10 protein-coding genes are annotated in these 11,864 nt (G+C 64.9%); 7 read left to right on the top strand and 3 right to left on the bottom strand.

What is annotated here, in order from left to right:
- Positions 1 to 181 precede the first annotated feature (181 nt).
- The 4 genes from ABMA32_RS16510 to carB all read left to right on the top strand — a co-directional run bounded on the left by ABMA32_RS16510 (position 182) and on the right by carB (position 8,167).
- On the top strand, positions 182 to 637 hold the full coding sequence (locus ABMA32_RS16510) for a MarR family winged helix-turn-helix transcriptional regulator (RefSeq protein WP_349014913.1): 456 nt from the start codon (positions 182 to 184) through the stop codon (positions 635 to 637).
- A gap of 238 nt (positions 638 to 875) precedes the next feature.
- Positions 876 to 4,160 (top strand): type ISP restriction/modification enzyme, encoded by a 3,285-nt coding sequence (locus ABMA32_RS16505; protein WP_349014912.1) that lies wholly within the window; start codon positions 876 to 878, stop codon positions 4,158 to 4,160.
- Between the two features lie 81 nt (positions 4,161 to 4,241).
- On the top strand, positions 4,242 to 4,523 hold the full coding sequence (locus ABMA32_RS16500) for a hypothetical protein (RefSeq protein ID WP_349014911.1): 282 nt from the start codon (positions 4,242 to 4,244) through the stop codon (positions 4,521 to 4,523).
- 167 nt (positions 4,524 to 4,690) lie between these two features.
- Entirely contained in the window at positions 4,691 to 8,167 is a 3,477-nt protein-coding gene (gene carB, locus ABMA32_RS16495; protein ID WP_349014910.1) for a carbamoyl-phosphate synthase large subunit, read from the top strand.
- Positions 8,168 to 8,254: 87 nt separating this feature from the next.
- Here carB and ABMA32_RS16490 read toward each other — a convergent pair whose 3' ends face one another.
- Both ABMA32_RS16490 and ABMA32_RS16485 read right to left on the bottom strand, forming a co-directional pair.
- Entirely contained in the window at positions 8,255 to 8,626 is a 372-nt protein-coding gene (locus ABMA32_RS16490) for a rhodanese-like domain-containing protein (protein WP_349014909.1), read from the bottom strand.
- 121 nt (positions 8,627 to 8,747) lie between these two features.
- On the bottom strand, positions 8,748 to 8,921 hold the full coding sequence (locus ABMA32_RS16485; protein ID WP_349014908.1) for a hypothetical protein: 174 nt from the start codon (positions 8,919 to 8,921) through the stop codon (positions 8,748 to 8,750).
- Between the two features lie 313 nt (positions 8,922 to 9,234).
- Here ABMA32_RS16485 and ABMA32_RS16480 point away from each other — a divergent pair, with 313 nt between their 5' ends.
- Complete coding sequence (locus tag ABMA32_RS16480) at positions 9,235 to 9,912, top strand: GAP family protein (RefSeq protein WP_349014907.1); 678 nt, start codon at positions 9,235 to 9,237, stop codon at positions 9,910 to 9,912.
- A 290-nt stretch (positions 9,913 to 10,202) separates the two neighbouring features.
- Here the strand turns inward: ABMA32_RS16480 and ABMA32_RS16475 are convergent, their stop codons facing one another.
- On the bottom strand, positions 10,203 to 11,306 hold the full coding sequence (locus ABMA32_RS16475) for an SbmA/BacA-like family transporter (protein ID WP_349014906.1): 1,104 nt from the start codon (positions 11,304 to 11,306) through the stop codon (positions 10,203 to 10,205).
- Positions 11,307 to 11,366: 60 nt separating this feature from the next.
- On the opposite strand from ABMA32_RS16475, the gene ABMA32_RS16470 reads away from it, so the two are divergent.
- Together ABMA32_RS16470 and ABMA32_RS16465 are read left to right on the top strand one after the other, a co-directional pair.
- On the top strand, positions 11,367 to 11,561 hold the full coding sequence (locus ABMA32_RS16470; protein ID WP_349014905.1) for a hypothetical protein: 195 nt from the start codon (positions 11,367 to 11,369) through the stop codon (positions 11,559 to 11,561).
- 12 nt (positions 11,562 to 11,573) lie between these two features.
- Positions 11,574 to 11,783, top strand: coding sequence for a cold-shock protein (locus ABMA32_RS16465; protein WP_349014904.1), 210 nt, complete (start codon positions 11,574 to 11,576; stop codon positions 11,781 to 11,783).
- Positions 11,784 to 11,864: the final 81 nt, after the last annotated feature.

Below are 11,864 nucleotides of genomic sequence, written 5' to 3'. Positions count from 1 at the left end.
TCCTTTCAGCCTGGGCCGGCGGTTCACCGTCGCCCGGAGCATTTGTTCCAATTGATGGCATATGCCACTATTAATTTGTAGGCATATGCCACCTTCTTGTCAATGACACCGGGAAGCGTTATTTTTCAGGCGATCGGAACGGCCGCGTGATGGGGCGACGGCGCTGACCCCGGAGACTGTTTTGCCCAAGGATGCCTTCTTTGCCACCTCGGCCTGCAACTACGCGACCGTCAGGCGCGCCGCGCGCAAGCTCGGCCAGTTCTACGACGACATCGTCGCGCCTTCCGGCATCAAGGCCACCCAGCAGGGGCTGCTCTACCAGATCAAGGCGAGCGGCGAGCCAACCATGGGCGAAATCGCGTCGGCGATGATCATGGACCTCTCCGCCCTCGGCCACACGTTGAAACCCCTCATGCGCGACGGCTATGTCGAGACGATCACCGACAAGAATGACCGCCGCATCCGTCGTGTGCGCCTCACCAAATCAGGCGAGAAAAAGCTCGCAGAGGCAATGGAGCTCTGGAAAGTCGCGCAGCAGCGTCTCGAAGATCGTGTCGGTACGGACAAGGCCGCACGGCTGCGCGCAGCACTCGATGAGATCGCGGGCGTTGATTTGGGCGACAGCGCGGCGTCATAGCCCGCGCCTTGTGCGTTAGTGGCGATCCCTGGGACCTTTCCGCCCGACTACCCCGAGCGCCTCGCCAAGGTGCTGGACCGCCTCCGCACCGACCACGAGTTGCTCGAGCCGAAACAGTAGCCTGCCTAGTGGTTGCAAACCGTCTGTCTTCGGGTAGGTTCGGCCTCATGCTGGAGGGAACCTGCCAACAACGCGAAGAACTGTTTGCCGATTCGCAAGTCATCGGCAGGGTCATCCGATGACGCTTGCTTCGGCCATCTCCGCCTATGGCGCATCGCTGAAATCAAAACTGTCCAATCCCGCCATCGGCGGGCAGCCAGAAGATCAACTGCGCGGGCCTCTCGAGATATTGCTGCGTGAGCTCGCCGTGGTCGCCGGATTCAAGCCGGGATCGATGACGCTGATCGGCGAGACGAGCCTTGCCGGAACGGGAACGCGGCCCGACTTTGCTGTCAGCGTTCACAATGCGCTGGTCGGCTTCATCGAGGTGAAAGCGCCGGGCAAGGGCTCCGATCCAAGGCGTTTCGGCAATCCGCACGACAAGGCGCAATGGCGGAAGCTCAAGGCGCTGCCAAACCTGCTCTATACGGACGGCGCGTCGTTCAGCCTGTGGCGGGACGGCGAGCCGGTAGGCAAGCCGGTCCATCTCGAAGGCGACATCGAGGCGGCAGGCGCGGGCCTGGAAGCGCCGGCCGGGCTGGTGCTGCTGATCGCCGACTTTCTCAACTGGAAACCCATCCCGCCGGCCAATGCGAGACAGCTTGCACAGGTGTCGGCGCGCCTCTGCCGCCTGCTGCGTGACGAGGTGACGGAAGAACTGGACCGCAAGAACACGGCCCTGTCGGCGCTCGCGAAGGACTGGCGAAAGCTGCTCTTCCCGGACGCGAGCGACGAGCGTTTCGCGGACGGCTATGCGCAGGCGGTGACGTTCGGCCTTCTGGTGGCGCGAGCCATGGACATCGGGCTTGCCGACGGCATCCACGACGCCGCGCGGGAACTGAGGAAATCGAATTCGCTGATCGGCACGGCGCTCGGCCTGCTGACCGATGACGAGGAAAACCACAAGGCGCTGAAGACCTCGCTCGACACGCTGGCGCGCGTGCTGAACGCAGTGAACTGGCACACGATCAGCAAGGAAAAGCCGGAGGCCTGGCTTTATTTCTACGAGCATTTCCTGGAGGTCTATGACAACGACCTCAGGAAGATGACTGGCTCCTACTACACGCCGCCAGAAGTGGTTTCCGCCATGACCCGGCTGGTGGACGAGACACTGCAGGGGCCGCTGTTCAACCGTCCGGCAGGCCTTGCCTCTAGCGACGTGACGCTGGCCGACCCGGCAGTGGGCACGGGCACATTCCTGCTCGGCGTGATGCGCAGGATCGCGGCCACGGTGGAGCAGGAGCAAGGGCCGGGCGCGGTGCGCGGCGCGATCGAGGCGGCGATGAGCCGCCTCATAGGCTTCGAGCTGCAGTTCGGACCGTTCGCGGTGGCGCAACTCAGGCTGATCGCCGAACTGCAGGCGCTGGCGAACCCCGGTGCGAACGCGCCGACGCTGCCGGAATTGCAGCTTTTCATCACCGACACGCTGGGCAATCCCTTCATCGAGGAAGACACGCTCGTCCAGAGCGGTCCTATTGCCAAGTCGCGCCGCGACGCCAACACGATCAAGAAATCGCGCGACATTACCGTCGTGCTCGGCAACCCGCCCTATAAGGAAAAGGCGAAGGGCATGGGAAGCTGGATCGAACAGGGCGCGGGCGGCAGGCTCGTCGCCCCGATGGACTGGTGGTCGCCGCCGCCGGAATGGGGTGTTTCCGCACACGCCAAGCACCTTAAAAACCTCTATGTCTATTTCTGGCGCTGGGCTACCTGGAAGGTGTTCGGTTCCGGCAACCGGGCCGCGACCGGCAACCCCGACCGCGACGAGGAAGGCATAATCTGCTTCATCACTGCTGCTGGTTTCCTTGGCGGTGATGCATTTCAGAAGATGCGGGAAGACCTTCGTCGGCAGTGCTCCGACATCTGGGTAGTCGATTGCTCGCCAGAGGGCTTTCGCCCGGAGATATCGACACGCATATTTCAAGGGGTCAAACACCGGATTTGTATCGTCATCGCTGCCAAGCCTCTAGGCAAAGACAACAGCAAACCGGCGCGCGTACGGTTCGTTGCACTGCCAGTCGGGCGGCGTGAGGAAAAGTTCAATGCGCTAGAGAAGCTATTGCTCACTTCGTCCAAATGGACCGACGCGCCTACAGGCTGGCGAGAGCCATTTCTCCCAGAGATCAGTGGACCCTGGGCAACGTTTCCTGATCTGAAGGGTCTATTCTCCTACAAAGGACCCGGTGTGATGCCAGGGAGAACATGGGCCTTTGCTCCCGATGTGGAGACCTTGGGTGTCCGCTGGAATATGCTCGTGGGTGAGACCGATGCAGGGCGAAAGGAGACGTTGTTTCACCCGCAGCTTAGAAAGAAGAAGGTCGCAAGCCGGCATATCCGCAAAATAGTGCGCCAACCCCTTGGTCAAAAAAATACGCGCACGGTTGCAATTCTGGACGACAGAGATGCAGTAGAGGCGGCGGTCCGCTACGCATTCCGATCTCTAGATCGGCAATGGCTAATCGGGGATGCTCGGCTGCTGAACGATGTTCGACCAATCCTGTGGTCTACAAATTCACCTCGGCAGATTTTTCTAACGGCCGTTCACGCGACAGCGCCAACTTCCGGACCCGCCATAACATTTAGTTCGGCAATCCCGGATCAAGATCACTACAGCGGACGGGGCGGTCAAGTTTATCCCCTCTGGGCCGACGCCACAGCGACACGGCCGAACGTCTCGTCGGACATGCTCGCGCTGCTGGCCGACGCCTATGGCGAGGTGTCGGCGGAGGACGTGATGGCCTATCTCGCCGCGGTGCTGGCGCATCCGGCCTTCACCAAACGCTTCCTGCCCGACCTCGTGCAGCCGGGCTTGCGTGTGCCGCTGACCGCCGACCCGGCGCTTTTCGCTGAGGCGGCAGCGCTCGGACGGGAGGTAATCTGGCTACACACCTACGGCGAACGTTTTGCCGACGCCGAAGCCGGCCGACCGCATGGACCGCCGCGCATGGCGCAAGACAAGCGGCCCTTCATTCCCGTCGATGGGGGAATCCCCGGCGCGCCGGAGCCGCTGCCCGACACGCTCGACTACGATGCATCAAAGCGGCGGCTGATCGTCGGCGGCGGACACATCGACAACGTGCCGCCGGCGGTGTGGAACTACGAGGTATCGGGCAAGCGTGTGGTGTGGCACTGGTTCAGCTACCGCAAGCGCGACAGGACACGCCCGCAGATCGGCGACAGGCGACCGCCCTCGCCGCTCGACAAGGTCCAGCCCGAACACTGGCTCGCCGAATACACGAGCGACCTGATCGACCTGCTGAACGTGCTTGGGCGGCTGGTCGAGCTGGAGCCACGGCAGGCCGACCTGCTGGACCGCATATTAGCTGGCAAGAGGATCGAAGCTCCGCCTGCCGAGACGGATTGATAGCGGGGAAAACCCGAAACGCCCCATCGCGGCGCAGATTCGTCTGTGCGAAGTTGCATGTGACGAATCGCCGGACTCCCGATGACCCGTAGCCAGCTCGACCTGTTTGGAACCGACCAGCCGGAACTGTTCGACGAGAACGCCGCGCCGATCGTCTATCGCGCCGACCCGGACCGCATAAGGCGGCGCATCGCCAACATGCTGGCCGAAGTCCGCGCGGCGCATGCCATGCCGTGGAATGTGGACGATCTGGAGAACCGCGCCTATCTCCTCAAGCAGATGGCCCGCTTCCTCCCCGAGGACGAGGCGGCGCAGCTTGCCTTCGAGTTCGAGCAGGAAGTCGAGCGGCTGAAGGCGGCCTAGCCGCCCTTATCTCCCCTCGCGGGAGAGATACGCGCCCCCTGCATTTCCGGGGTTCCATTCCCCGCCACCCTCCCCTATAAGGCCCGCCTAGCCTTACAGATTCCACCTCTTGCGCACCGGCCGGGAACCGCCCCGTTCCGGTGCGTCGCGCAACTACGGACGCTTCCATGCCAAGACGCACCGACATCAAGTCGATCCTGATCATCGGGGCCGGCCCCATCGTCATCGGCCAGGCCTGCGAGTTCGACTATTCCGGCACGCAGGCCTGCAAGGCGCTGAAGGAAGAGGGTTTTCGCGTCATCCTGGTCAACTCCAACCCGGCCACGATCATGACCGACCCGGAGCTGGCCGACGCCACCTATATCGAGCCGATCACGCCGGAAGTCGTCGCCAAGATCATCGCGCGCGAGCGGCCGGATGCGCTGCTGCCCACCATGGGTGGCCAGACCGCGCTCAACACCGCACTATCGCTGCGCCGCATGGGCGTGCTGGAACGCTACAATGTCGAGATGATCGGCGCCGACGCGCACGCCATAGACAAGGCCGAGGACCGCTCGCTGTTCCGCGAGGCGATGGCCAAGATAGGGCTTGAGACGCCGCGCTCCATGCTCGCCAACGCCTCCGACGCCAAGGACGCCGACAGACAAAAGCACGAGGCGCGCCGCGCCGAGCTGAAGGCCGGGAACGCCTCAGACGCGGAACTCGACGCGCTGGAAACCGAGTGGAATCTCGGCGAAGGCGACCGCAAGCAGCGCTACATCGCGCACGGCATGGGCATCGCAGCGCAGGCGCTCGACCATGTCGGCCTGCCCGCCATCATCCGCCCCTCCTTCACCATGGGCGGCACCGGCGGCGGCATCGCCTACAACCGGCAGGAATTCTTCGACATCGTGTCGTCGGGCCTCGACGCCTCCCCCACAACGGAAGTCCTCATCGAGGAATCCGTTCTCGGCTGGAAGGAGTACGAGATGGAGGTTGTGCGCGACCGCGCCGACAACTGCATCATCGTCTGCTCCATCGAGAACCTCGACCCGATGGGCGTGCACACCGGCGATTCCATCACGGTTGCACCGGCGCTGACGCTGACCGACAAGGAATACCAGATCATGCGCAACGCCTCGATCGCGGTGCTGCGCGAGATCGGCGTCGAGACCGGCGGGTCGAACGTGCAGTTCGCCGTGAACCCGGCCGACGGCCGGCTGGTGGTGATCGAGATGAACCCGCGCGTCTCGCGCTCCTCCGCGCTGGCCTCGAAGGCCACCGGCTTCCCGATTGCCAAGGTCGCGGCCAAGCTCGCGGTCGGCTACACGCTGGACGAACTGGAGAACGACATCACCGGCGGCGCGACGCCCGCCTCCTTCGAGCCGTCGATCGACTATGTCGTGACCAAGATCCCGCGTTTCGCCTTCGAGAAATTCCCCGGCGCGGAGCCGACGCTCACCACCGCCATGAAGTCGGTCGGCGAGGTCATGGCCATCGGCCGCACCTTCCAGGAATCGCTGCAAAAGGCCCTGCGCGGCCTGGAAACCGGCCTCACCGGCCTCGACGAGATCGAAATTCCCGGCTCCGACGGCCCCGATGCGCGCAACGCCATCCGCGCGGCCCTCGGCACGCCGACGCCCGACCGGCTGCGCATGGTGGCGCAGGCGATCCGCATGGGCACGTCGCTCGAAGACGTCCACGCCATGTGCAAGATCGACCCGTGGTTCCTCGAGCAGATCGCCGGCATCATCCACACCGAGGCGCGGGTGCGCGAGCACGGCCTGCCCGCCGACGCGCAGAATCTGCGCATGCTGAAGGCCATGGGCTTCTCCGACGCTCGGCTCGGTTCGCTGTCGCGCACCGGTGCGGATTTCGTCGCCGCCCACCGCGCGCGGCTTTCCGTCCACCCCGTCTACAAGCGCATCGACACCTGCGCGGCCGAGTTCGCCTCGCCGACCGCCTACATGTACTCGTCCTACGAGACGCCCTTCGTCGGCGCACCGCGTTCCGAGGCGCAGGTTTCCGACCGCAAAAAGGTCGTCATCCTCGGCGGCGGACCCAACCGCATCGGCCAGGGCATCGAGTTCGACTATTGCTGCTGCCACGCGGCCTTCGCCCTGCGCGACGCGGGCTATGAAGCCATCATGGTCAACTGCAACCCCGAGACCGTGTCGACCGACTACGACACGTCGGACCGGCTCTATTTCGAGCCGCTGACGGCCGAGGACGTGCTGGAGATCCTGCGCGCCGAGCAGGCGTCAGGCGAGCTCGTCGGCGTCATCGTGCAGTTCGGCGGCCAGACGCCGCTAAAACTCGCTGACGCGCTGGAAAAGGCCGGCATCCCGATCCTCGGCACCTCGCCCGACGCCATCGACCTCGCCGAGGACCGCGACCGCTTCCAGAAGCTCCTGCACCGCCTCAGCCTCACCCAGCCGAAGAACGGCATCGCCTGGTCGGTCGAGCAGGCGCGCACCGTCGCCTCCGAACTCGGCTTCCCGCTGGTCGTGCGCCCGTCCTACGTGCTCGGCGGCCGCGCCATGCAGATCATCCATGACGAGGGCATGCTGCAGTCCTACCTGCTCGACACCGTGCCCGGCCTCGTGCCGGAGGACATCAAGCAGAAATACCCGAACGACAAGACCGGCCAGATCAACACGCTGCTCGGCAAGAACCCGCTTTTGTTCGACACCTACCTGTCGGGCGCCATCGAGGTCGACGTCGACTGCCTCTGCGACGGCAAGGCGACCTTCGTCTCGGGCATCATGGAGCACATCGAGGAGGCCGGCATCCATTCGGGCGACAGCGCCTGCTCGCTGCCTGTCCACTCGCTCTCGCCCGAACTGGTCGAGGAGCTTGAGCGCCAGACGGCGGCGATGGCCCGCGCGCTGCATGTCGGCGGCCTGATGAACGTGCAGTACGCCATCAAGGACGGCGTCATCTACGTGCTGGAAGTCAACCCGCGCGCGTCGCGCACCGTGCCCTTCGTCGCCAAGACCATTGGCAGCCCGATCGCAAAGATCGCCGCGCGCATCATGGCCGGCGAGAGCCTCGACGACGCCTTTGCCCATTACGGCCCGAAACCCGACCCGAAGAACCCCGGCCACATCGCGGTCAAGGAAGCCGTCTTCCCCTTCGCGCGCTTCCCCGGCGTCGACATTTTGCTCGGGCCGGAGATGAAGTCCACCGGCGAGGTCATGGGCCTCGATCGCGACTATGCGCTGGCCTTTGCCAAGGCGCAGCTCGGCGCGGGCGTCGACCTGCCGCGGTCGGGCACGCTGTTCGTCTCGGTGCGCGACGAGGACAAGGCGGGCATCCTGGCCCCGGTAAAGCGTCTGGCCAGCCTCGGCTTCAAGGTGCTGGCCACCGGCGGCACGCAGCGTTTCCTCGCCGAAAACGGCGTCGAGGCGCACAAGATCAACAAGGTGCTGGAAGGCCGCCCGCATATCGAGGACGCCATCCGCAACCGCCAGGTGCAGATCGTCTTCAACACCACCGACGGCCAGAAGGCGGTGTCGGACTCCAAATCGCTGCGCCGCGCCACGCTGATGCAGAAGGTGCCGTATTACACCACGCTGTCGGGCATGGCGGCCGTCGCCGAAGCCATCGCCGCGCTGAAATCCGGCAGCCTCGAAGTGCGCCCGCTGCAGGACTATTTCGCCTGAAACGCTGCTTCACCTCCCCTTTGCGGGGGGGTGCAAGCGGCCTGCGTCGCAGGTCGCCGTCGATCGGGCTGGCGGGTGAAAAACCCCCTACTTCTCGACCTCGCCGCCTGCCTCGGCCCAGTCCTTGAAGCCGCCAAGATTGTAGACCTCGCCGTAGCCGAAATCCTTGAGCAGCTTGCCTGAAAGCGCCGCGCGGCCGCCCGAGGCGCAATAGAGGATCACGGGACGGTCTTTCGAAAACGCCTTGTCGTGATAGGGCGATTCCGGGTCGGCGCGAAAATCGAGCATGCCGCGCGACACGTTGAGTGCGCCCTTCACCTTGCCGCTCGCCTGCACTTCCGCTCCATCGCGCACGTCCACCACCAGCGCGTTCTTCTCGGCCATCAACCGTTTCGCTTCGTCGGGCGTGATCTTTGGAACGACCGCATTCGCCGCCGCCACCATTTCCTTGACGTTCATCTCTGTCTCCTTCGAATGTCCTGCTAAGGATATGAGAAGAAAAGGCGCACAGACAATGGGGGCAGACACCTGGCAAGAACGATGCACACGGCACCGAACCGCCGCCGCGCATGCAGCCCTCCTATTCCTCGCCTTGCTCGTCCTGCGACGCTGTCGCCTCGGCGTCGTCCTTGCGCGCGGACCCTGCCCGCTCTTCCCTGGCGGCTGCCTTGGCGGCGAGCTTGTCGGCCTTCTTCTGGGCCTTGGCGCGGTCACGATCCTTGCGTTCCATGCTGTAGTTCGGAGGTCTTGGCATCCCGATCCTTTTTTGGTTGGGCCTTTTGCGTCGGCCATTCGTGTTGTGCCCTGCCTAGTGCCTTCTCGCCCCGGAGGCAACTTTACCTGGACGGCAGCACCGCGCGGACGCCCTCCCTTCTTCCCTTGAGGGAGAAGGTGGCTGAGCGCAGCGAGGTCGGATGAGGGGCGCCCGGACGCTGACGTCACCCCTCATCGTCCCGGCGCTGAACGCGCCGATCCACCTTCTCCCTCAAGCGGAGAAGGAAGTTCCCCGCGATTGACTCTCCCGCCCCGCCGGACCCACAATCGCCCCCAATTGAGGGGGAAACGCCATGCTGGCACAGGCAATCGGCGACATGCTGCCGGTCATTCTGGCGATCGCGCTGACGCCGCTTCAGATCATCGGCATGGTGCTCGTCCTCGGCGGACCCAATGCGCGCGCCGCCGGCCCTGCCTTGCTGGCCGGCTGGCTGGTCGCGCTGGCCGCGGTGACGGCGGTCGCGATCATCCTCATCGAGATGGCGAGCGAAGGCGGCCGCACCGCCTCCCCCTTCATCCCGTGGCTGCAGATGGCGCTCGGCCTGCTCCTGTTCTGGGCGGCGTTGCGCCTGTGGACCACGCGGCCGCGCGGCGACGAAGAGCCGCCAACGCCCAAATGGCTGGCCTCCTTCGGCGAGGCCGCGCCGGCGCGCGCGTTCATGCTGGGCGGCATGCTCTCCGTCGCCAACCCCAAGATCATCGCGCTGGTGCTGGCCGGCATGACCTCGCTCGGCTACCTGCCGCTGACGTCTGGCCAGATCGCCACGGTCGCCGTCATCTTCGTGCTGCTCGCCTCCGCCCCCGTCATCGCGCTCGCCATCGCCCACGCTGCCGGCGGCGACGGCATGGCCGCCCGCCTCCAGAGCCTGAAAACCTTCCTGCTGCGCAACAACAACGTCATCCTGATGGTGGTGTTCGCCATCCTCGGGGTGAGTGTGTTCGGGAAGGGGCTGGCGGGGCTGGGGGAGTGAGGGAGTCGCAGCAAGGTTTAGGTGTAGCTGAGAGGCAGCGTTCAAACGCCTGAGGTTGGCGAAGGTCGTCTCGCTAGCGTAATCTCCCACCTTTGAGGGGGAGATGTCCGGCAGTACGGAGGGGGGCGCTGTCCCGCCGGCAAGGTGGATCGGTCCGCAGGACCGAGACGGATAGCGGGAGCACGGCCCGCTTTAAAGCCGCAACGGCAGATGCCGCCAAAGACCCCCTCTCCGTCCGCTTCGCGGACACCTCTCCCACGCTGCGCGGGGGAGAGGAAATCCCGCCCCCCCTACGCTCCCACCCGGATCAGCGCCAGCCGGAACGACGCGACGCGCAGCAGGGTGGCGCGCCAGTCGGCAATCGCCCCGATGTTGTCAACGAACCAGCGCAGCGAGGAATGCACCTGCGTGAAGGCCGCCGCCGCCATCATCAGCCCGCCGAAGGTGAGGTCGCCCATGAAATAGACCGGCGAGGCGATGACGATCGGCGCGACCACCGTCACCCAGCCGTAGCCCGCCGTGAACCAGAGCAGGCGGATCGCCGCCGTCATGATCTGGCGCACCGTCAGCAGAGCCGCCGCAAGCTTCCGCTCGAATGCCGCCCGCGTCGCCGCCTCGCCCTGCGCCACGGTGATCTGCTCGATCGTGCGGCTTGCCTCGACCAGCGAGACGCGCAGCTCCGCCTCGCGAGCATAGTGGTCGGCGTTGAGCTTCACCAGCGGCCGCGCCAGCAGCCAGGAAAGGCCGGACGCCACGCCCGCATAGGCAAGCGCCGCCCACACCATGTAGCCGGGAATCGCGAAGGAATACGCGCCATAGTGGAACACGAACCCTTCCGAGATCGCCCACAGCACGCCGATGAAGCTGACCAGCAGCACGCCCGCCTGCACGAAGCCGATGCCGAGGTCGGCGGACTGCTGCAGCCTGAGCGCCCTGCCCGGCGCGAGCCAGTGTCCGAGCAGGTCGATCACCAGCCCTTCGCGCAGCTTGATGTGCAGGTAGCGGTTCAGCCAGCCCTGCGCGACATTCAGCACCAGCAGCCCGCCGGCGATCCAGGCGAAGACCACGAGCTGGTGCAGGAACTCAGGCACGTTCTTCTTCTCGATGGCGTCGTAGAACGGCGCGTTCCAGCTGTTGAGCAGAACCTGCCCGAAGGCGGTCGCCACGATCAGCGCGAAGATGCCGAACGAGACCCAGAACAGCAGGCCGCGCAGGGGCGAGCCGAGGAAGGCGCGCCACATCATCGAAAGCTGCTGACGAAACGTCGCCTCGCCCAGCGGCACGCAGCCGGGTTCGTGCTTGTGGGCAGGCAGCGCGGTGTTGTCCCTGGCCTTCGGCCCCGTCTTGGGCGGCGCCCGTTCCGCCTGCCCGTCCGCAATCGTGTCGCTTGCCATGGTCCGACCGTCCCGCGCTCACCGCCGCCGCCAGCATTTCATCGCAACTATGGTGGTCAGATGGCAATGTCACCGTCCGGGCGGCCGCGCCTTGATAAAGACATCAAGAACCTCTATATGTCGCGCATCGGTCTTGCTTGTCGAACTTTGTTGCTGCGCAAAAACAGCGCGCTCTGGCGATCTTCTCCTCTCAAAATCGATCTGACCTGTACCTTGCCGCATGTAGCGGCGCGGGCAGAAATTTTGCGCGATTGAAAGGAAATCGTCATGAACACAGGCGTCGTAAAATTCTTCAACACCACCAAAGGCTTCGGCTTCATTCAGCCTGACAATGGCGGTTCGGACGTTTTCGTCCACATCTCCGCTGTCGAGCGCGCCGGCATGCGCTCCATCGTCGAGGGCCAGAAGCTCTCCTTCGAGGTTGTGCAGGACAAGCGCTCCGGCAAGAGCGCGGCCGAGAACCTGCAGGCCGCATGATTTTGCTTTTCGGTCCCGCGACCACGGATGTACTGGCGCGGGACTGGATTGCTGACGGAGGTCGGGCAGTTCGCCCGGCCT

This window comes from Mesorhizobium quangtriensis (genome assembly GCF_040081925.1).
Classification (GTDB): domain Bacteria; phylum Pseudomonadota; class Alphaproteobacteria; order Rhizobiales; family Rhizobiaceae; genus Mesorhizobium_K; species Mesorhizobium_K quangtriensis.
The sequence above is the reverse complement of the archived record's forward strand: the minus strand, read 5'-3'. Positions and strand labels throughout refer to the sequence as shown.

Bases quoted from the DNA above. Each gene is read 5' to 3' on its own strand.
- ABMA32_RS16500 (WP_349014911.1), top strand. From the start codon at position 4,242: ATGACCCGTAGCCAGCTCGACCTGTTTGGAACCGACCAGCCGGAACTG.
- ABMA32_RS16465 (WP_349014904.1), top strand. From the start codon at position 11,574: ATGAACACAGGCGTCGTAAAATTCTTCAACACCACCAAAGGCTTCGGC.
- ABMA32_RS16475 (WP_349014906.1), bottom strand. From the start codon at position 11,306: ATGGCAAGCGACACGATTGCGGACGGGCAGGCGGAACGGGCGCCGCCC.
- ABMA32_RS16485 (WP_349014908.1), bottom strand. From the start codon at position 8,921: ATGCCAAGACCTCCGAACTACAGCATGGAACGCAAGGATCGTGACCGC.
- ABMA32_RS16505 (WP_349014912.1), top strand. From the start codon at position 876: ATGACGCTTGCTTCGGCCATCTCCGCCTATGGCGCATCGCTGAAATCA.
- carB (WP_349014910.1), top strand. From the start codon at position 4,691: ATGCCAAGACGCACCGACATCAAGTCGATCCTGATCATCGGGGCCGGC.
- ABMA32_RS16490 (WP_349014909.1), bottom strand. From the start codon at position 8,626: ATGAACGTCAAGGAAATGGTGGCGGCGGCGAATGCGGTCGTTCCAAAG.
- ABMA32_RS16480 (WP_349014907.1), top strand. From the start codon at position 9,235: ATGCTGGCACAGGCAATCGGCGACATGCTGCCGGTCATTCTGGCGATC.
- ABMA32_RS16470 (WP_349014905.1), top strand. From the start codon at position 11,367: ATGGCAATGTCACCGTCCGGGCGGCCGCGCCTTGATAAAGACATCAAG.